Origin of the sequence: Streptomyces alboniger (assembly GCF_008704395.1) — a bacterium.
Lineage (GTDB): Bacteria > Actinomycetota > Actinomycetes > Streptomycetales > Streptomycetaceae > Streptomyces > Streptomyces alboniger.
Map to the genome: position 1 here is coordinate 5,890,754 of NZ_CP023695.1, position 20,266 is coordinate 5,911,019.

General features: G+C 66.0%; 12 protein-coding genes, 1 tRNA gene and 3 rRNA genes. 12 read left to right on the forward strand and 4 right to left on the reverse strand.

Annotation, left to right across the window (positions count from 1 at the left end; genetic code table 11):
* Nucleotides 1-62: 62 nt before the first annotated feature.
* Genes CP975_RS26380 through CP975_RS26395 form a run of 4 tightly spaced genes read left to right on the forward strand, consistent with a single transcriptional unit; the run spans nucleotide 63 to nucleotide 4,941 of the window.
* Nucleotides 63-2,291, forward strand: a complete 2,229-nt coding sequence (locus CP975_RS26380) for a polyribonucleotide nucleotidyltransferase (RefSeq protein WP_055531438.1) — start codon at nucleotides 63-65, stop codon at nucleotides 2,289-2,291.
* The gene (locus CP975_RS26385; RefSeq protein ID WP_055531436.1) at nucleotides 2,288-3,667 is read left to right on the forward strand and encodes a M16 family metallopeptidase; all 1,380 of its coding nucleotides are present in this window, start codon (nucleotides 2,288-2,290) and stop codon (nucleotides 3,665-3,667) included. The genes CP975_RS26380 and CP975_RS26385 overlap by 4 nt, the downstream gene beginning before the upstream one ends.
* Before the next feature lie 51 nt (nucleotides 3,668-3,718).
* Entirely contained in the window at nucleotides 3,719-4,471 is a 753-nt protein-coding gene (dapB, locus tag CP975_RS26390; protein ID WP_055531434.1) for a 4-hydroxy-tetrahydrodipicolinate reductase, read from the forward strand.
* Between the two features lie 17 nt (nucleotides 4,472-4,488).
* Nucleotides 4,489-4,941, forward strand: coding sequence for a tetratricopeptide repeat protein (locus tag CP975_RS26395; RefSeq protein ID WP_055531432.1), 453 nt, complete (start codon nucleotides 4,489-4,491; stop codon nucleotides 4,939-4,941).
* An 11-nt stretch (nucleotides 4,942-4,952) separates the two neighbouring features.
* Here CP975_RS26395 and CP975_RS26400 read toward each other — a convergent pair whose 3' ends face one another.
* Nucleotides 4,953-5,531 (reverse strand): PH domain-containing protein, encoded by a 579-nt coding sequence (locus tag CP975_RS26400; RefSeq protein WP_055531430.1) that lies wholly within the window; start codon nucleotides 5,529-5,531, stop codon nucleotides 4,953-4,955.
* A gap of 96 nt (nucleotides 5,532-5,627) precedes the next feature.
* Nucleotides 5,628-5,867: a hypothetical protein gene (locus CP975_RS26405; protein ID WP_030784336.1), complete on the reverse strand. Its 240-nt coding sequence runs from the start codon at nucleotides 5,865-5,867 to the stop codon at nucleotides 5,628-5,630.
* A gap of 189 nt (nucleotides 5,868-6,056) precedes the next feature.
* Between CP975_RS26405 and thyX the strand changes: the two genes are divergently transcribed.
* The 7 genes from thyX (at nucleotide 6,057) to CP975_RS26445 (ending at nucleotide 16,183) form a co-directional block, all read left to right on the forward strand.
* The gene (gene thyX, locus CP975_RS26410; protein WP_055531429.1) at nucleotides 6,057-6,797 is read left to right on the forward strand and encodes an FAD-dependent thymidylate synthase; all 741 of its coding nucleotides are present in this window, start codon (nucleotides 6,057-6,059) and stop codon (nucleotides 6,795-6,797) included.
* A 190-nt stretch (nucleotides 6,798-6,987) separates the two neighbouring features.
* Nucleotides 6,988-7,887 (forward strand): 4-hydroxy-tetrahydrodipicolinate synthase, encoded by a 900-nt coding sequence (dapA, locus tag CP975_RS26415; protein ID WP_030784330.1) that lies wholly within the window; start codon nucleotides 6,988-6,990, stop codon nucleotides 7,885-7,887.
* A 148-nt stretch (nucleotides 7,888-8,035) separates the two neighbouring features.
* The gene (locus tag CP975_RS26420; protein ID WP_055531426.1) at nucleotides 8,036-9,721 is read left to right on the forward strand and encodes a ribonuclease J; all 1,686 of its coding nucleotides are present in this window, start codon (nucleotides 8,036-8,038) and stop codon (nucleotides 9,719-9,721) included.
* 518 nt (nucleotides 9,722-10,239) lie between these two features.
* Nucleotides 10,240-11,765: ribosomal RNA gene (locus tag CP975_RS26430) — 16S ribosomal RNA — on the forward strand.
* 311 nt (nucleotides 11,766-12,076) lie between these two features.
* Nucleotides 12,077-15,201, forward strand: a 23S ribosomal RNA gene (locus tag CP975_RS26435).
* Between the two features lie 87 nt (nucleotides 15,202-15,288).
* Nucleotides 15,289-15,405: ribosomal RNA gene (rrf, locus tag CP975_RS26440) — 5S ribosomal RNA — on the forward strand.
* Together the 16S, 23S and 5S rRNA genes form the textbook arrangement of a ribosomal RNA operon.
* 115 nt (nucleotides 15,406-15,520) lie before the next feature.
* Complete coding sequence (locus tag CP975_RS26445) at nucleotides 15,521-16,183, forward strand: DegT/DnrJ/EryC1/StrS family aminotransferase (RefSeq protein ID WP_055529778.1); 663 nt, start codon at nucleotides 15,521-15,523, stop codon at nucleotides 16,181-16,183.
* Here CP975_RS26445 and CP975_RS26450 read toward each other — a convergent pair.
* Nucleotides 16,180-17,100: an extracellular catalytic domain type 1 short-chain-length polyhydroxyalkanoate depolymerase gene (locus CP975_RS26450; protein ID WP_150477410.1), complete on the reverse strand. Its 921-nt coding sequence runs from the start codon at nucleotides 17,098-17,100 to the stop codon at nucleotides 16,180-16,182. The two genes, CP975_RS26445 and CP975_RS26450, sit on opposite strands and share 4 nt — an antisense overlap.
* A 116-nt stretch (nucleotides 17,101-17,216) precedes the next feature.
* Between CP975_RS26450 and CP975_RS26455 the strand changes: the two genes are divergently transcribed.
* Nucleotides 17,217-17,289: transfer RNA gene (locus CP975_RS26455), tRNA-Thr, on the forward strand.
* Between the two features lie 121 nt (nucleotides 17,290-17,410).
* On the opposite strand, the gene CP975_RS26460 is transcribed toward CP975_RS26455, so the two are convergent.
* On the reverse strand, nucleotides 17,411-20,032 hold the full coding sequence (locus CP975_RS26460; protein WP_055529777.1) for a SpoIIE family protein phosphatase: 2,622 nt from the start codon (nucleotides 20,030-20,032) through the stop codon (nucleotides 17,411-17,413).
* Nucleotides 20,033-20,266 lie beyond the last annotated feature (234 nt).

The window sequence follows — 20,266 nt, forward strand, 5'->3', positions numbered from 1 at the left end:
GCCGCCCCCGGGCCACACGGGCCCAGGGGCGAGAAGACGAAACGTAGACACGTAGGAGAACAGTGGAGAACGAGACCCACTACGCCGAGGCCGTCATCGACAACGGCACGTTCGGTACCCGCACCATCCGCTTCGAGACGGGCCGCCTGGCCCGTCAGGCCGCCGGCTCCGCCGTGGCCTACCTGGACGACGACACGATGGTCCTCTCGGCCACCACCGCGTCCAAGAAGCCCAAGGACCAGCTCGACTTCTTCCCCCTCACGGTGGACGTCGAGGAGCGCATGTACTCGGCCGGCAAGATCCCCGGCTCCTTCTTCCGCCGCGAGGGCCGCCCGTCCGAGGACGCGATCCTCACGTGCCGCCTGATCGACCGCCCGCTGCGTCCTTCCTTCAAGAAGGGCCTGCGCAACGAGATCCAGGTCGTCGAGACGATCATGGCGCTCAACCCCGACCACCTGTACGACGTGGTCGCGATCAACGCCGCCTCCTGCTCCACGCAGCTGGCCGGCCTGCCCTTCTCGGGCCCGATCGGCGCCACGCGCGTGGCGCTCATCAAGGGCCAGTGGGTCGCCTTCCCGACGCACACCGAGCTCGAGGACGCCGTCTTCGACATGGTCGTCGCCGGTCGCGTCCTGGAAGACGGCGACGTCGCGATCATGATGGTCGAGGCCGAGGCCACCGAGAAGACCATCGAGCTCGTCAAGGGCGGCGCCGAGGCGCCGACCGAGGAGGTCGTGGCCGCCGGTCTCGAGGCCTCGAAGCCCTTCATCAAGCTCCTGTGCAAGGCCCAGTCGGACCTCGCCGCCAAGGCCGCCAAGCCCACCGGCGAGTTCCCGATCTTCCTCGACTACGAGGACGACGTCCTGGAGGCCCTGACCGCCGCGGTCAAGGCCGAGCTGGCCCAGGCGCTCACCATCGCCGGCAAGCAGGAGCGCGAGGCCGAGCTGGACCGCGTCAAGGCGCTGGCCGGCGAGAAGCTGCTCCCGCAGTTCGAGGGCCGCGAGAAGGAGATCTCCGCCGCGTACCGCTCGCTGACCAAGACCCTGGTCCGTGAGCGCGTCATCAAGGAGAAGAAGCGGATCGACGGTCGCGGTGTGACCGACATCCGTACCCTCGCCGCCGAGGTCGAGGCCATCCCGCGCGTGCACGGCTCGGCGCTGTTCGAGCGCGGCGAGACCCAGATCCTGGGTGTCACCACGCTGAACATGCTCCGGATGGAGCAGCAGCTCGACACGCTGTCCCCGGTGACGCGCAAGCGCTACATGCACAACTACAACTTCCCGCCGTACTCCACCGGCGAGACCGGCCGCGTCGGCTCCCCGAAGCGCCGCGAGATCGGCCACGGCGCGCTCGCCGAGCGCGCGATCGTGCCGGTGCTGCCGACGCGCGAGGAGTTCCCCTACGCGATCCGTCAGGTGTCCGAGGCCCTCGGCTCCAACGGCTCGACGTCCATGGGCTCCGTCTGCGCCTCGACGATGTCGCTGCTGAACGCCGGTGTGCCGCTGAAGGCCGCCGTCGCCGGTATCGCCATGGGTCTCATCTCCCAGGAGATCGACGGCGAGACGCACTACGTCACCCTCACCGACATCCTCGGTGCGGAGGACGCCTTCGGCGACATGGACTTCAAGGTCGCCGGCACGAAGCAGTTCGTGACCGCGCTCCAGCTCGACACCAAGCTCGACGGCATCCCCGCCTCGGTCCTGGCCGCCGCGCTGAAGCAGGCCCGTGACGCGCGTCTGCACATCCTGGACGTCATGAACGAGGCCATCGACGTCCCGGACGAGATGTCCCCGAACGCCCCGCGGATCATCACGGTCAAGATCCCCGTGGACAAGATCGGTGAGGTCATCGGCCCCAAGGGCAAGATGATCAACCAGATCCAGGAGGACACCGGCGCCGACATCACGATCGAGGACGACGGCACGATCTACATCGGTGCCGCCGACGGCCCGGCCGCCGAGGCCGCCCGCGCCACGATCAACGGCATCGCCAACCCGACCATGCCGGAGGTCGGCGAGCGCTACCTGGGCACCGTCGTGAAGACGACGACCTTCGGCGCGTTCGTCTCGCTCATGCCGGGCAAGGACGGTCTGCTGCACATCTCGCAGATCCGCAAGCTCGCCGGCGGCAAGCGCGTCGAGAACGTCGAGGACGTCGTCGGCGTCGGCCAGAAGGTCCAGGTCGAGATCGCCGAGATCGACTCCCGCGGCAAGCTCTCCCTCATCCCCGTCATCGACGGCGAAGAGGGCGACGAGCAGGCCGCCGACCAGAAGGACGACACCGACAAGTGACGTCGCGTAGCACCACGACGACGGCCCGCCCCTCTTCGGAGGGGCGGGCCGTCGCCCGTACCCAAACCCTCATCAAGGGCGAGCACGGCATCGGCACGGTGCGCAGGACCACCCTCCCCGGCGGCCTGCGCGTCGTCACGGAGACACTGCCCTCCGTACGCTCGGCGACCTTCGGCATCTGGGCGAACGTCGGCTCACGCGACGAGACCCCGTCGCTGAACGGCGCCACGCACTACCTGGAGCACCTCCTCTTCAAGGGCACCAAGAAGCGCAGCGCCCTGGACATCTCCTCCGCGATCGACGCGGTCGGCGGCGAGATGAACGCCTTCACGGCGAAGGAGTACACGTGCTACTACGCGCGCGTGCTCGACACGGACCTGCCGCTCGCCATCGACGTCGTCTGCGACATGCTGACGGGCTCCCTGATCCTCCAGGAGGACGTCGACGCCGAGCGCGGCGTCATCCTCGAAGAGATCGCGATGACCGAGGACGACCCGGGCGACTGCGTGCACGATCTGTTCGCGCACACGATGCTCGGCGACACCCCCCTCGGCCGCCCGGTCCTCGGCACCGAGGAGACGATCAACGCCCTCAACGCCGACCGCATCCGCCGCTTCTACAAGAAGCACTACGACCCCACGCACCTGGTGGTCGCCGCCGCGGGCAACGTGGACCACAACAAGGTCGTACGCCAGGTCCGCGCCGCCTTCGAGAAGGCCGGCGCCCTCGGTCGCACGGACGCGGTCCCGATGCTCCCGCGCCAGGGTTCGCGCACGCTGCGCACCTCGGGCCGCGTCGAGGTCATCAACCGCAAGACCGAGCAGGCCCACGTCATCCTCGGCATGCCGGGCCTGGCCCGCACCGACGACCGCCGCTGGGCGCTCGGCGTCCTGAACACCGCGCTCGGCGGCGGCATGTCATCGCGCCTCTTCCAGGAGGTGCGCGAGAAGCGCGGCCTGGCCTACAGCGTGTACTCGTACACCTCGGGCTTCGCCGACACCGGCCTCTTCGGGGTGTACGCGGGCTGCCGCCCGAGCCAGGTGCACGACGTCCTGAAGATCTGCCGCGACGAGCTGGACCAGGTCGCCGAGCACGGTCTGTCGGACGACGAGATCGGCCGCGCCATCGGCCAGCTCGCGGGCTCCACCGTGCTCGGCCTCGAGGACACGGGCGCGCTGATGAACCGCATCGGCAAGAGCGAGCTGTGCTGGGGCGCGCACATGTCGGTCGACGAGATGCTGTCCAAGATCTCGGCGGTCACCCCCGACGAGGTGCGCGAGGTGGCCCGCGACGTCCTCGGCCACCGGCCGTCCCTGGCGGCCATCGGCCCGCTCAAGGACAAGCAGGCGGCCCGCCTCCACGAAGCGGTCGCCTAGGCCGCGTACGCCGCGTAGTCCCGTAAGGGACCGACTTAAGGAATGAAGGACATGAGCAAGCTGCGCGTGGCGGTCATCGGCGCCAAGGGCCGTATCGGCTCCGAGGCCGTGAAGGCCGTCGAGGCCGCCGACGACATGGAACTGGTCGCGGAGCTGGGCCGGGGCGACGAGCTGGAGACGCTGGCGGACGCCGGTGCCCAGGTCGCGGTCGAACTGACCCACCCCGACTCGGTGATGGGCAACCTCGATTTCTGCGTACGCCACGGCATCCACGCCGTGGTGGGCACGACGGGCTGGACCGACGAGCGCCTCGCGCGGCTGCGTACGTCGCTGGAGGCGTCCCCGGAGACGGGTGTGCTCATCGCCCCGAACTTCTCCATCGGCGCGGTCCTGACGATGAGGTTCGCGCAGCTCGCGGCGCCCTACTTCGAGTCCGTCGAGGTCGTCGAGCTGCACCACCCGAACAAGGCGGACGCCCCCAGCGGCACCGCCACGCGCACCGCCCAGCTCATCGCCGAGGCCCGCAGGGAAGCGGGCAGCGCCCCGCAGCCCGACGCCACGACGACCGCCCTGGACGGCGCCCGCGGCGCAGACGTGGACGGCGTTCCGGTGCACTCCGTGCGCCTGCGCGGCCTCCTCGCCCACCAGGAGGTGCTGCTGGGCGGCGAGGGGGAGACCCTGACCGTCCGGCACGACTCGCTGCACCACAGCAGCTTCATGCCGGGCATCCTGCTCGGCGCCCGCCGCGTGGTGAGCACTCCGGGCCTGACCTTCGGTCTGGAACACTTCCTGGACCTCGGCTGATCCGGGAAGCGAACCTCATGCGAGCGAAGATCACCTACGCCGTCACGGCTGCCGTCCTGGTCGTCTACTTCGTCCTGGTCGGCAGCCGCGGCGTGCTCCTGATACAGCACGGCACCGCGCTCACCGTCACCTTCGGTGTCGCGGTGCTGATCCTGCCGTTCATCGGCATCTGGTTCCTCTGGAAGAACACCCAGTTCGTCCAGCGCGCCAACCGTCTCGCCGCCGAACTGGAGGCCGAAGGCGGCCTCCCGGTCGACGAGTTGAAGCGCACCCCGGGCGGCCGCATCGACCGCGACTCGGCCGACGAGGTCTTCGCCCGCCGCAAGGCCGAGACCGAGGACGCGCCGGACGACTGGCGCTGCTGGTTCCGCCTGGCCGTCGCCTACCACGACGCACGGGACACCCCGCGCGCGCGGAAGGCCATGCAGCGAGCGATCGCCCTGCACGCGGGCAAGCCGGTGAACGTCTGACCGGACACGCCCTAGGCGGTGGGCTGGTACTCGGCCCTGGTGCGGTACTCGTCGGCCCACACCTCGATGGCGTCGGCGGCCCGGTTGAACGCCTCGTGCCGTGCCAGGAAGTCGGCGTTGCGGTCGGTCATCAGCAACTGCTGCCCGCCGGCCGCTTGATCACGGCGTACGAGGATGAGGGCCTGCCCCTGCACGGTGCGGGGCAGTCCCAGCCACCGCACGGGCTGCTGCGCGGTCCGCACGGTCGCGATCTGCGCCCAGGGCACGGTCCGCGTCCGCAGGAAGCCGACCCTGCGCACCCCGCGCGCGCTCACCCAGGTGCCCACGCGCAGCAGCCGCAGGGAGCCGACGATGATGAGTACGGCGAGTCCCGCGCAGAGGGCGGCGCCCGCGAGGGAGTCCGCGAACGCGATGATCACGGCGGCGAAGAGGACGTACGAGGCGAGCAGCAGCGAAAGCGCGGCGGTGCCCACCCGCCAGGGGCCGGGGCGATAGGGGCGGCGCCACAGATCGCGGTCGTCGAAGGGCAGCGCGGCGTCGTCCGCCGCGTCGTCGAAAGCGCGGTCCGCGGTCAGGAAAGGCAGGGGCACGGGCTGATCCTCACTCGATCCACGCACGGGCTGTGCCCGGTGAGGTTATCGAGCCGTGTCCCCTGCTACCAGCTTTGGGGGGCCATGGGGGTACTGTCAGCGCCCGTCCGAGGCCTCGGACTGCTGCGTATGCGCGGGCGACTGATCGGCCGACATGGCGGGCATCCCGAAGAGCAGGGATCCCACGAGACCGGCCACCACGGTCAGTCCGATGAGCGTGCGGCCCATGATCTGACTGGCCGTCGCGCGCTCACGGGGAGGGGGAGTGACGTTACTGCGGAACTTGTCGGCTTCGGCGATGAAGGCGAACGGGACGGGCTCTCGCCGACGGAACATGGGGCGCGCTTCTCCTCACGGGTCTCGAACTTTCTCTCTCGTCTAGACAGACGCTCGAATCGCCCAAAAGGTGCCCTGTTTCGGCAAATTAGTTGAAGAATGTCGTGGCGGGTCACCGAACGGCCGATTGTCAGTGCCTGGCCATAGAGTGGGCGCCGCCCGAGTGATGCACATGGAAGGACCCCGCCTGTGAGCGAGACCCCCGCCGAAGACCTCAAGCCCAGCTTCCGCAGCGAGGTCACCGTCGAGCTGGTGAAGCACGCCGCCACCGACTCCGACGTCCTGTGGGCCGCCCGTGTCTCCACGGCGGGCGAGCAGTCGCTGGACGAGCTGCAGAAGGACCCGGAGCGCTCCAAGGGCCTGATCAACTACCTGATGCGGGACCGCCACGGCAGCCCCTTCGAGCACAACTCGATGACGTTCTTCATCAGCGCCCCCATCTTCGTCTTCCGCGAGTTCATGCGCCACCGCGTCGGCTGGTCGTACAACGAGGAGTCGGGGAGGTACAGGGAGCTGGAGCCCGTCTTTTACGTCCCCGACGAGTCCCGCAAGCTGGTCCAGGAGGGCCGCCCGGGCAAGTACGTCTTCGTGGAGGGCACCCAGGCCCAGCAGGAGCTGACGGGCCGCGTCATGGAGGACTCCTACCGCCAGGCGTACGAGGCGTACCAGGAGATGCTCGCCGACGGCGTCGCCCGCGAGGTCGCCCGCGCGGTGCTCCCCGTCGGGCTCTACTCCTCGATGTACGCGACGTGCAACGCCCGTTCCCTGATGCACTTCCTTGGCCTCCGCACGCAGCACGAGCTCGCCAAGGTCCCGTCCTTCCCGCAGCGGGAGATCGAGATGGTCGGCGAGAAGATGGAGCAGTACTGGGCGGAACTGATGCCGCTCACCCACGCGGCCTTCAACAAGAACGGACGCGTGGCGCCGTAAGGCACTGATGTACGGATGGGTGGAGCGAAGTGTCCGTATTGCGGCACTTCGTGAAGTTCATCTAGCCTGATCAAACGGACCCGGCACTGCTTGAACCCCCGAGCAGGCAGTGCCGGGCTCCTCACTTGTCAGGTCCGCTCACATCCCCCGAGGGGGGACCCCGCGCTGAGCAGCGAGTAGCGTGTTACCCATGGCTCCGACCTCCACTCCGCAGACCCCCTTCGGGAGGGTCCTCACCGCCATGGTCACGCCCTTCAGGGCGGACGGCGCACTCGACCTCGACGGCGCGCAGCAGCTCGCCGCCCACCTGGTGGACGCAGGCAATGACGGCCTGATCATCAACGGCACCACCGGTGAGTCCCCGACTGTCGATGACGCGGAGAAAAACGATCTCGTACGAGCCGTAGTGGACGCGGTCGGAGACCGCGCCCACGTCGTCGCGGGCGTCGGCACGAACGACACCCGGCACAGCATCGAGCTGGCCCGCGCCGCCGAGCAGGCCGGGGCGCACGGCCTCCTGACCGTCACGCCGTACTACAACAAGCCCCCGCAAGAGGGCCTGTTCCGGCACTTCACCGCGATCGCCGACAGCACCGAGCTGCCGGTCATGCTCTACGACATCCCGGGCCGCAGCGGCGTACCGATCAACACCGAGACGATCGTCCGCCTCGCCGAGCACCCCAGGATCGTCGCCAACAAGGACGCCAAGGGTGACCTGGGCCGCGCCAGCTGGGCCATCGCCCGCTCGGACCTGGCCTGGTACTCCGGAGACGACATGCTGAACCTCCCGCTCCTGTCGGTCGGCGCGTGCGGCTTCGTCTCCGTCGTCGGGCATGTGGTCGCCCCCGAGCTGCGCGCGATGCTCGAGGCGTACCTCACCGGCGACGTCCAGAAGGCCACGGAGATCCACCAGAAGCTGCTCCCGGTCTTCACCGGCATGTTCCGCACCCAGGGCGTGATGACGACCAAGGCGGCGCTCGCCCTCCAGGGCCGCCCCGGAGGTCCGCTCCGCCTCCCGATGGTGGAGCTGACGCCCGAGGAGACGGCACAGCTCAAGGTCGATCTCGCCGCCGGCGGGGTACAGCTGTAACCCCAGACTTCACAACTGAATACGTGAAACACGCGGGCGACCCGAGCACCATGAGCCGCCCGCACCCCACACAACAACTGCTAATGCACGAACGTCATGCGCGCCACGTGCCCCGGAGGTACGTGGCGCGCGTGGTGAGGAGAGTCTTTTGAGTCATCCGCATCCTGAACTCGGCGCCCCGCCGAAGCTCCCCAAGGGCGGCCTGCGGGTCACCCCGCTGGGCGGCCTCGGTGAGATCGGCCGCAACATGACCGTCTTCGAGTACAACGGTCGTCTCCTGATCGTCGACTGCGGAGTGCTCTTCCCCGAGGAGGAGCAGCCCGGAATCGACCTGATCCTGCCGGACTTCACGTCCATCAGGGACCGCCTCGACGACATCGAGGGCATCGTCCTCACGCATGGTCACGAGGACCACATCGGCGGCGTCCCCTACCTCCTGCGCGAGAAGCCGGACATCCCGCTGATCGGCTCCAAGCTGACCCTCGCGCTGATCGAGGCGAAGCTCCAGGAGCACCGCATCCGTCCGTACACGCTCGAGGTCGTCGAGGGCGACCGCGAGCACCTGGGCCCGTTCGACTGCGAGTTCATCGCGGTCAACCACTCCATCCCGGACGCCCTGGCCGTCGCCATCCGCACCCCCGCGGGCATGGTCGTCGCCACCGGCGACTTCAAGATGGACCAGCTGCCGATGGACGGCCGCCTGACCGACCTGCACGCGTTCGCACGGCTGAGCGAAGAGGGCATCGACCTTCTCCTCTCCGACTCCACGAACGCCGAGGTCCCGGGCTTCGTACCGCCCGAGCGCGACATCTCGAACGTGATCCGTGGTGTCTTCGCGGGCGCCCAGAAGCGCATCATCGTGGCCAGCTTCGCCAGCCATGTGCACCGCATCCAGCAGATCCTGGACGCCGCGCACGAGTACGGCCGCAGGGTCGCCTTCGTGGGCCGCTCGATGGTCCGCAACATGGGCATCGCCCGTGACCTCGGCTACCTCCGGGTCCCGCCGGGCCTCGTCGTCGACGTCAAGACGCTCGACGACCTGCCCGACAGCGAGATCGTCCTGGTCTGCACCGGCTCGCAGGGCGAGCCCATGGCCGCGCTCTCCCGCATGGCCAACCGCGACCACCAGATCCGCATCGTCCAGGGCGACACGGTGATCCTGGCGTCGTCGCTGATCCCCGGCAACGAGAACGCGGTCTACCGCGTGATCAACGGCCTGACCCGCTGGGGAGCCAACGTCGTCCACAAGGGCAACGCGAAGGTGCACGTCTCCGGCCACGCCTCGGCCGGCGAGCTGCTGTACTTCTACAACATCTGCAAGCCCAAGAACCTGATGCCGGTCCACGGCGAATGGCGCCACCTGCGCGCCAATGCCGAGCTGGGCGCCCTCACCGGCGTCCCGCACGACCGCATCGTGATCGCCGAGGACGGCGTCGTCGTCGACCTCGTCGAGGGCAAGGCGAAGATCGTCGGCAAGGTCCAGGCCGGGTACGTGTACGTCGACGGCCTCTCCGTCGGCGACGTCGGCGAGCCCGCGCTGAAGGACCGCAAGATCCTCGGGGACGAGGGCATCATCTCCGTCTTCGTCGTGGTGGACTCCAGCACCGGCAAGATCACCGGCGGCCCGCACATCCAGGCCCGCGGCTCCGGCATCGACGACGGCGTCTTCACCACCGTCATGCCGAAGATCCAGGAAGTCCTGGAGAAGTCGGCCCAGGACGGCGTCGTCGAGCCCCACCAGCTCCAGCAGCTCATCCGCCGCACGCTGGGCAAGTGGGTGTCGGACAACTACCGCCGACGCCCGATGATCCTGCCCGTGGTCGTCGAGGTCTGACCCTCCTGACCACGTGTTCTCCGGAGCGGGGCGCCTCGATTTGCATCGGGGCGCCCCGCTCCGTTAGGTTTACGGCTCCGCCCAACCGGGAAGCACCGCGCACTCACGTGTGAGGGGCCGACCCGAACGGGGCGGGAAATCCGACTCAGAACTTCTGATAAAGTCGGAGCCGCCGGAAAGGGAAACGCGAAAGCCGAAAGGCTGGAGCGGGAACCGGAAAGGCGCCGAGGAAATCGGACACGAAAGAGTCTGATAGAGTCGGAAACGCAAGAACAAAAGAAACACCGAAGGGAAGCGCCCGGAGGAAAGCCCGAGAGGGTGAGTACAAAGGAAGCGTCCGTTCCTTGAGAACTCAACAGCGTGCCAAAAGTCAACGCCAGATATGTTGATAACCCCGTCTCCAGCATCAGCTGGGACGCGGTTCCTTTGAAGAAACACAGCGAGGACGCTGTGAACGGACGGGATTATTCCTCCCGACCGTTCCGCTCTCGTGGTGTCATCCCGATTACGGGAGAACATTCACGGAGAGTTTGATCCTGGCTCAGGACGAACGCTGGCGGCGTGCTTAACACATGCAAGTCGAACGATGAAGCCCTTCGGGGTGGATTAGTGGCGAACGGGTGAGTAACACGTGGGCAATCTGCCCTTCACTCTGGGACAAGCCCTGGAAACGGGGTCTAATACCGGATAACACCTCCACTCTCCTGGGTGGAGGTTAAAAGCTCCGGCGGTGAAGGATGAGCCCGCGGCCTATCAGCTTGTTGGTGAGGTAATGGCTCACCAAGGCGACGACGGGTAGCCGGCCTGAGAGGGCGACCGGCCACACTGGGACTGAGACACGGCCCAGACTCCTACGGGAGGCAGCAGTGGGGAATATTGCACAATGGGCGAAAGCCTGATGCAGCGACGCCGCGTGAGGGATGACGGCCTTCGGGTTGTAAACCTCTTTCAGCAGGGAAGAAGCGAAAGTGACGGTACCTGCAGAAGAAGCGCCGGCTAACTACGTGCCAGCAGCCGCGGTAATACGTAGGGCGCAAGCGTTGTCCGGAATTATTGGGCGTAAAGAGCTCGTAGGCGGCTTGTCACGTCGGGTGTGAAAGCCCGGGGCTTAACCCCGGGTCTGCATTCGATACGGGCTAGCTAGAGTGTGGTAGGGGAGATCGGAATTCCTGGTGTAGCGGTGAAATGCGCAGATATCAGGAGGAACACCGGTGGCGAAGGCGGATCTCTGGGCCATTACTGACGCTGAGGAGCGAAAGCGTGGGGAGCGAACAGGATTAGATACCCTGGTAGTCCACGCCGTAAACGGTGGGAACTAGGTGTTGGCGACATTCCACGTCGTCGGTGCCGCAGCTAACGCATTAAGTTCCCCGCCTGGGGAGTACGGCCGCAAGGCTAAAACTCAAAGGAATTGACGGGGGCCCGCACAAGCAGCGGAGCATGTGGCTTAATTCGACGCAACGCGAAGAACCTTACCAAGGCTTGACATACACCGGAAAGCATCAGAGATGGTGCCCCCCTTGTGGTCGGTGTACAGGTGGTGCATGGCTGTCGTCAGCTCGTGTCGTGAGATGTTGGGTTAAGTCCCGCAACGAGCGCAACCCTTGTTCTGTGTTGCCAGCATGCCCTTCGGGGTGATGGGGACTCACAGAAGACCGCCGGGGTCAACTCGGAGGAAGGTGGGGACGACGTCAAGTCATCATGCCCCTTATGTCTTGGGCTGCACACGTGCTACAATGGCAGGTACAATGAGCTGCGATACCGTGAGGTGGAGCGAATCTCAAAAAGCCTGTCTCAGTTCGGATTGGGGTCTGCAACTCGACCCCATGAAGTCGGAGTTGCTAGTAATCGCAGATCAGCATTGCTGCGGTGAATACGTTCCCGGGCCTTGTACACACCGCCCGTCACGTCACGAAAGTCGGTAACACCCGAAGCCGGTGGCCCAACCCCTTGTGGGAGGGAGCTGTCGAAGGTGGGACTGGCGATTGGGACGAAGTCGTAACAAGGTAGCCGTACCGGAAGGTGCGGCTGGATCACCTCCTTTCTAAGGAGCACTTCTTACCAACTCCGGTTGGTCAGAGGCCAGTCCATCAGCGAATGTCTGATGCTGGTTGCTCATGGGTGGAACGTTGACTACTCGGCACACTTGATCGTCTTTTCCTTCCAGTACTGCTCTTCGGAGCGTGGAACGTTGAGGGAAGCGGTAAGGGTGTCGGGCACGCTGTTGGGTATCTGAGGGTACGGCCGGTTTCGGCTGCCTTCAGTGCCGACCCCAGTACACTCACTGGTTTTGCTGGTGGGGTGATGGGTGGTTGGTCGTTGTTTGAGAACTGCACAGTGGACGCGAGCATCTGTGGCCAAGTTTTTAAGGGCGCACGGTGGATGCCTTGGCACCAGGAACCGATGAAGGACGTGGGAGGCCACGATAGTCCCCGGGGAGTCGTCAACCAGGCTTTGATCCGGGGGTTTCCGAATGGGGAAACCCGGCAGTCGTCATGGGCTGTCACCCGCTGCTGAACACATAGGCAGTGTGGAGGGAACGCGGGGAAGTGAAACATCTCAGTACCCGCAGGAAGAGAAAACAACCGTGATTCCGGGAGTAGTGGCGAGCGAAACCGGATGAGGCCAAACCGTATACGTGTGAGACCCGGCAGGGGTTGCGTATGCGGGGTTGTGGGATCTCTCTTTCACAGTCTGCCGGCTGTGAGACGAGTCAGAAACCGTTGATGTAGGCGAAGGACATGCGAAAGGTCCGGCGTAGAGGGTAAGACCCCCGTAGTCGAAACATCAGCGGCTCGTTTGAGAGACACCCAAGTAGCACGGGGCCCGAGAAATCCCGTGTGAATCTGGCGGGACCACCCGTTAAGCCTAAATATTCCCTGGTGACCGATAGCGGATAGTACCGTGAGGGAATGGTGAAAAGTACCGCGGGAGCGGAGTGAAATAGTACCTGAAACCGTGTGCCTACAAGCCGTGGGAGCGTCGCGTGCAGCACTTGTGCTGTACGTCGTGACTGCGTGCCTTTTGAAGAATGAGCCTGCGAGTTTGCGGTGTGTTGCGAGGTTAACCCGTGTGGGGAAGCCGTAGCGAAAGCGAGTCCGAATAGGGCGGTTTAGTAGCGCGCTCAAGACCCGAAGCGGAGTGATCTAGCCATGGGCAGGTTGAAGCGGCTGTAAGAGGTCGTGGAGGACCGAACCCACCAGGGTTGAAAACCTGGGGGATGACCTGTGGTTAGGGGTGAAAGGCCAATCAAACTCCGTGATAGCTGGTTCTCCCCGAAATGCATTTAGGTGCAGCGTCGTGTGTTTCTTGCCGGAGGTAGAGCACTGGATAGGCGATGGGCCCTACCGGGTTACTGACCTTAGCCAAACTCCGAATGCCGGTAAGTGAGAGCACGGCAGTGAGACTGTGGGGGATAAGCTCCATGGTCGAGAGGGAAACAGCCCAGAGCATCGACTAAGGCCCCTAAGCGTACGCTAAGTGGGAAAGGATGTGGAGTCGCAGAGACAACCAGGAGGTTGGCTTAGAAGCAGCCACCCTTGAAAGAGTGCGTAATAGCTCACTGGTCTAGTGATTCCGCGCCGACAATGTAGCGGGGCTCAAGCGTACCGCCGAAGTCGTGTCATTCCAGCATATAGGGCCAACGCCTGCTGGGATGGGTAGGGGAGCGTCGTGTGCCGGGTGAAGCTGCGCCGGAAGGCAGTGGTGGACGGTTCACGAGTGAGAATGCAGGCATGAGTAGCGATACATACGTGAGAAACGTGTGCGCCGATTGACTAAGGGTTCCTGGGTCAAGCTGATCTGCCCAGGGTAAGTCGGGACCTAAGGCGAGGCCGACAGGCGTAGTCGATGGATAACCGGTTGATATTCCGGTACCCGCTGTGAAGCGTCAAACATTGAATCAGGCGATGCTAAGTCCGTGAAGCCGTTCCGGACCCTTCGGGGAAAGGAAAGTGGTGGAGCCGACGGACCAGACTTGTAGTAGGTGAGTGATGGGGTGACGCAGGAAGGTAGTCCAGCCCGGGCGGTGGTTGTCCCGGGGTAAGGGTGTAGGCCGTGTGATAGGTAAATCCGTCGCACATTAAGGCTGAGACCTGATGCCGAGCCGATTGTGGTGAAGTGGATGATCCTATGCTGTCGAGAAAAGCCTCTAGCGAGTTTCATGGCGGCCCGTACCCTAAACCGACTCAGGTGGTCAGGTAGAGAATACCGAGGCGTTCGGGTGAACTATGGTTAAGGAACTCGGCAAAATGCCCCCGTAACTTCGGGAGAAGGGGGGCCATCACTGGTGATCGGATTTACTCCGTGAGCTGGGGGTGGCCGCAGAGACCAGCGAGAAGCGACTGTTTACTAAAAACACAGGTCCGTGCGAAGCCGTAAGGCGATGTATACGGACTGACGCCTGCCCGGTGCTGGAACGTTAAGGGGACCGGTTAGTGCACTTTCGGGTGTGCGAAGCTGAGAACTTAAGCGCCAGTAAACGGCGGTGGTAACTATAACCATCCTAAGGTAGCGAAATTCCTTGTCGGGTAAGTTCCGACCTGCACGAATGGCGTAACGACTTCTCGACTGTCTCAACCATAGGCCCGGTGAAATTGCACTACGAGTAAAGATGCTCGTTTCGCGCAGAAGGACGGAAAGACCCCGGGACCTTTACTACAGTTTGATATTGGTGTTCGGTTCGGCTTGTGTAGGATAGGTGGGAGACTTTGAAGCGGGCACGCCAGTGTTCGTGGAGTCGCCGTTGAAATACCACTCTGGTCGTGCTGGATGTCTAACCTCGGTCCGTGATCCGGATCAGGGACAGTGTCTGATGGGTAGTTTAACTGGGGCGGTTGCCTCCCAAAGAGTAACGGAGGCGCCCAAAGGTTCCCTCAGCCTGGTTGGTAATCAGGTGTTGAGTGTAAGTGCACAAGGGAGCTTGACTGTGAGACCGACGGGTCGAGCAGGGACGAAAGTCGGGACTAGTGATCCGGCGGTGGCTTGTGGAAGCGCCGTCGCTCAACGGATAAAAGGTACCCCGGGGATAACAGGCTGATCTTCCCCAAGAGTCCATATCGACGGGATGGTTTGGCACCTCGATGTCGGCTCGTCGCATCCTGGGGCTGGAGTCGGTCCCAAGGGTTGGGCTGTTCGCCCATTAAAGCGGTACGCGAGCTGGGTTTAGAACGTCGTGAGACAGTTCGGTCCCTATCCTCTGTGCGCGTAGGAATATTGAGAAGGGCTGTCCCTAGTACGAGAGGACCGGGACGGACGAACCTCTGGTGTGCCAGTTGTCCTGCCAAGGGCATGGCTGGTTGGCTACGTTCGGAAAGGATAACCGCTGAAAGCATCTAAGCGGGAAGCCTGCTTCGAGATGAGTATTCCCACCCCCTTTGAGGGGTTAAGGCTCCCAGTAGACGACTGGGTTGATAGGCCAGATCTGGAAGCCCGGTAACGGGTGGAGGTGACTGGTACTAATAGGCCGAGGGCTTGTCCTCAGTTGCTCGCGTCCACTGTGTTGGTTCTGAAACCACGAACAACCCCGTACATGGTCACGTGCGGTGCGGTTGACAGTTTCATAGTGTTTCGGTGGTCATAGCATGAGGGAAACGCCCGGTTACATTCCGAACCCGGAAGCTAAGCCTCATAGCGCCGATGGTACTGCAGGGGGGACCCTGTGGGAGAGTAGGACGCCGCCGAACTAATCTTGATAGAGCTGGTCCCTGAACTTCGGTTCAGGGACCAGCTCTTTTTTGTTTTGCGTCACTTGCCGTTCACGTTGCGCGGCCAACATCCGAAGGCATGGGGACTGTTGGAATGTTGCGCGTCGCTGGTGTCGGTACCGGTGACGAGGTGGTCGTGCCCGCCTACGGGAACGCCGAGGTCGCCGAGGCTGTCGTCCTCGCGGGTGCGCTGCCGGTGTTCGCCGACATAGAGCCGGCGACGTACTGTCTCGACCCGGACGCCGTCGCCGCCGCGGCGACCCCGCGTACGGCCGCTGTCATCGTCGTGCACCGCTTCGGGAACCAGGCCGACGTACGGCGACTGCGCGAGCTGGGGCAGCGGCAGGGGTTCCTCGTCCTGGAGCAGGGCGAGTCGGAGACGCCGTACGAAGGCATCGAGCGGCGGCAGGCGCATGCCGCGTACCTGAGCGGGCGGCTCAGTGGAGTCGTCACGCCCGACGTCCGTGAGAAGCACAGCTACCAGCAGTACGTGGTGCGCGTGCCCGGGAACGGGCGGCCCGACCGGGACGCGTTCGCCCGCGCCGTACGGGCCAAGGGAGTCAACTGCTGGGTGCCCGTGAAGACGCCGGTGCACCGTCTGCCGCAGTTCCGGCGGGACGTGTGCCTGCCCGAGACCGAGCGGGCCGCGGACGAGACGCTGGCCCTGCCGGTCGACGCGTCGATGTCGCGGCGTGAATTGCAGCGTGTGGTCTCCGCCTGCAACGCCCTCGGCGGGCTCCTCCAGCCCGCTTTCTAGGACGCCTTCTTGGGGTGGGACTTGAAGAACTCCCATATCAGATCGGTCGCGTTGACGCCGGCCTTCGGGTCGGACATGCTGCCGCCCGCGCCGTTCGGCCACGAGTGGCCCATCTCGGGGAGCCGGTAGACGACCACGCGCGAGCCGTCGCGGCAGTCGGCGGTGGTCTTCCTGATTTCGTTCCTCAGCCTTTGAGGCTTGCCCTGCTTGCAGGACAGGCGCTTCTGCCAGGAGTTGACGCCCGCGTCCATACCGGCGTAGTGCTCGTCGAGGCCGCCGATGAAGGTGATGACCGAGACCGGGGTCTTCGGCATGTACGAGTCCTTCTCCGCGTCGGTGCCGAGATAGCCGCCGCTGACCGGGGCTATGGCCGCGAAGGTGTCGGGGAGTTCGACGGCGAGTTTGTACGACATGTCGCCGCCGTTGGAAATGCCGGTGGCGTAGACGCGCGCCGGGTCTGCGTTCCAGGTGCCGGTCAGCCGCTTGACGAGCGTACGGATGAAACCGATGTCGTCCTCGGAGCCGCAGCAGATGAAAGCGTTGAAGCCCTGATTGAGGCCGTCGGGGTAGGCGACGAGGAAGTCCTCCTCGTCCGCTTTGCTGTTCAGGCCGCTGATGGCGGCCATTTCCTTACCGTCGGCTGGATAGGGGTGCAGGGCGACGACGAGAGGCAACTTCTCGGACGGGGTGTAGCCGGGCGGAGCGTGGACGGTGTAGACGCGCTTCTCGCCCTTCCAGGACAGCGTCACCTTCTTGTCGCCCGGGCGCGGGTTCTCCGCGGCCGCTGGTTTCCTCGTGGGCTTGGGGTTCGCGGTCCCCTTGTCGTTCTCGGATCCGCAGGCTGTGAGCGGCAGGAGCAGGAGGGCGGCCGCCAGGGGTAAGGCGGACCGCGGAAGCGTGGCGCGTCGGGTCGGCATGCGCGCAGAGTGGCAGCGCCGGGGCGGTCGGTCCAGAGGAACGGGCGGTTCGGAAGGGCTCGGATTTCAGGTATGATCTATTTCGTTGCCGCGCGGGAAACCGCGAAGGACAACAGGCCCCTATAGCTCAGTCGGTAGAGCGTCTCCATGGTAAGGAGAAGGTCAGCGGTTCGATTCCGCTTGGGGGCTCAACTTGTGAAGGCCTCCGCCCGGTTGGGCGGGGGCCTTCGTCATGTTCAGAGTGGGATGCGGGAAACGGGATGCGCAGGGGTTCGGCGGTGTCCGGGGCACCCGGCGGGTGCCCCGGGGCTCAGTCCTTCTGTAGGCCGGGGACGCGCATCGCGAGGATCGCCATGTCGTCGGACGGAGCGTCCGACGCGAAGCGCTCCACCGCGCGCATGATGCGGGCCGCCACCGCGCCGGCCGTCAGGCCCGTGCACGTCGTCAGGACGTCCGCGAGGCCGTCGTCGCCGAGCATGCGGGTGCCCTCGCGGCGCTCGGTGACGCCGTCGGTCACGCAGAGCAGGACGTCGCCCGGATCGAGCGTCACCGTCTGCTCGTACAGCTCCAGGTCGTCCATGACGCCGAGCAGCGGCTGCGGTTCCGCGTACGGCTCGACCGTGCCGTCCTGGCGCAGGCGCAGCGGGAGCGGGTGGCCGGCGCAGACGATCTTCAGGACCGCCGAGCCGTCCTCCTGGGGCCACAACTCGCCGTAGAGGAGCGTCAGGAAGCGGCTGCGGGACCCCTCGTCGAGGATCGCGGCGTTCAGGCGCTCCAGGACCGCCGGGCCGCCGAAGCCCTCGCGGGCCAGCAGGCGCAGCGCGTGCCGGGCGAGGCCCGTGACGGCCGCGGCCTCCGGGCCCGTGCCGCAGACGTCGCCGATCGCGAAGCCGTACGCGCCGTCGCGGATCGGGAAGAGGTCGTAGAAGTCGCCTCCCACCTCATTGCCCTCGCCGGCCGCGCGGTAGATGACGTCGACCTCCACGCCCGGGATCTGGGGCAGGCCGGGCGGCAGCAGACTGCGCTGAAGGGACTGGCTGATGGCCATGCGCTCGGAGTAGAGACGGGAGTTGTCCAGCGCCAGGGCCGCCCGGCGGGATAGATCTTCGGCCAATTCCAGGATCTCTTGGCGGAAGTGCTCGTCGGAGGGCTTACCGAGCGTGAGCATGCCGATGACGCGGTTGCGGGCGACCAGGGGGAGGACCACCGTCTCGCCGCCCACCGCGGACGCCGTGGAGAGCGTCGTACCGATGCCCGAACCCAGCGTCACAGGCTCACCGAGGCCGAGGCTGCGCATGGAGGTGCGCAGCGCCGCCTGGTGTGCGGCTTCCGAAGGGGCTGCCCAGACGCGGGCGCCCGGGGTGGGCACCGGGTCGGGCGGGGCGATCTTGGAGAGGAGCGCCTTCAGGCCGTCGATGCGGTCCTCGTCCTCGTGCAGGACGTACGAGAGGTAGGGCTCGGCCGACTGGTCGGCGATGGTGTAGACGGCACACCAGGTGGCAAGCGTCGGGACCGTCATCTGGGCCATCAGGGCCAGCGTCTGGTCGCGGTCGAGGGTGCCCGCGAGGAGGTCGGAGGCCTCGACGAGGAACGAGAGCGAGCCGCGGCGGAGCCGCTCCAGCTCGCCGAGGCGCGCGGACTCCACGGCGAGGGCGATCCGGTCGGCGGCGAACTGGAGGCGCAGGGCTTCTTCGTTCGAGTACCGCTCGGGAGCCTCCGCGGCGACGCCGAGGGAGCCGGTGAGACGGCCCTCGACCTTGAGGGGGACCGTGACGACGGAGCGCATGCCCGTGCCGTTGAGGAGCGGGACGGCGCCGGGGACGACGGTGAGGTCCTCGTGGACGGCCGGCATGCGGGCCGAGCCGTAGCGTCCAGGGCCCGCCTCGACGGGGACGCGGGCGAAGCGCTGGCGGGCCGAGGGCAGGCCCGTGGAGGCGCGCACCTCCAGCTCCGTCTCGTCGTCGGTGGCCAGGAGCAGGAAGGCGGCGTCGCCGTCGAGCATGTCGCGGGCGCGCTCGACGGTGCGCTGGAGCAGGCCGTCGAGGTCATCGGGGGCGGGGGAGCCGATGAAGACCTCGAAGGGGTCCGTGGCGTTCGGCTCGCTGAGCGTGGCCTGCTCGGGGGTCGCGCCGCGCAGCGGGGTCTGGAGCACGGCGCGCTCGTCGTCGCGTACGAGAAGGCAGACCGTGGACGGCTCGCCGTCGGTGTCGCGGACACGCAGGTGCGAGGCGTAGACAGGGATCACGCGGCCGTGGGCGCCGCGGATGCCGTAGCTGCCTTCCCAGCGGGAGAGCTGGAGGGCCTCGGCGATGCCGGTGCTGGTGCCGGGGGTGTGCGGCCAGGCCGCGAGGTCGTTCAGCGGCTTGCCGGTGACGTGCTCGGCGGCGTACCCGAAGAGGTCCTCCGCGTCCTCGTTCCAGGCGGAGATGGCGCCCACGCGGTCGATCTGGATGACGGCGACGCGGACGCGGCCGTCGGCGATGGGCAGGAGGTCGGCCGGGAGCGAGGGGCCCGCGGTGCGGGTGCCCACCGGGCGGTGGGGAAGGTCGAGTTGGAACCAGACCTGCTTGTGCGTAGGGGTGTACTCGACGCCCCAGCGGGTGGCGAGCGCGGCGCACAGCTGGAGGCCGCGGCCGCCCTCGCGGTCCGGGCTGCCCATGTTGACGGAGGACTGCTGGAGCGGGATTTCCCGTTCCGGATAGTGGTCGGAGACCTCGATGCGTACGGCGTCGACGCTGCGCAGGCACAGGACGTCGGCGGCCGTGCCGGCGTGCACCACGGCGTTGGTCACCAGCTCGCTGGTGAGGACGACGGCGTCGTCGACGATGTCCGTGAACCCCCAGCCCTGGAGGGTGTCGCGCACGAAGGAGCGGGCCGTGGCGACGGAACGCCCGACGGGCTCGAAGGTCGCAGCCGCACGCGCGGTGATCACAGCACTCCTCGGACGAGTATCGACGGTGTCGACTGTATCGACGCCCAGTTCTCCCGAACTCATGGTGCGGCCGCCCCTCCGATGCCCGCTTGTTCGTGTACCACCGCCCTGGCCGGGCAGGACCGGGGTGGTTGGACAGCCGGATGCAAGGTTACTTACCTTCGCCGTCCAAGCGGATGCCGGTCGTCAGTGTTTCCGCCCGGAGGGTGTGCGGACGGTGTGCGAAGCTGCCGA

Excerpts from the sequence above, each read along its gene's own strand:
- dapB (WP_055531434.1), top strand. The coding sequence starts at position 3,719 with ATGAGCAAGCTGCGCGTGGCGGTCATCGGCGCCAAGGGCCGTATCGGC.
- CP975_RS26395 (WP_055531432.1), top strand. The coding sequence starts at position 4,489 with ATGCGAGCGAAGATCACCTACGCCGTCACGGCTGCCGTCCTGGTCGTC.
- CP975_RS26405 (WP_030784336.1), bottom strand. The coding sequence starts at position 5,867 with ATGTTCCGTCGGCGAGAGCCCGTCCCGTTCGCCTTCATCGCCGAAGCC.
- dapA (WP_030784330.1), top strand. The coding sequence starts at position 6,988 with ATGGCTCCGACCTCCACTCCGCAGACCCCCTTCGGGAGGGTCCTCACC.
- CP975_RS26445 (WP_055529778.1), top strand. The coding sequence starts at position 15,521 with ATGTTGCGCGTCGCTGGTGTCGGTACCGGTGACGAGGTGGTCGTGCCC.
- CP975_RS26450 (WP_150477410.1), bottom strand. The coding sequence starts at position 17,100 with ATGCCGACCCGACGCGCCACGCTTCCGCGGTCCGCCTTACCCCTGGCG.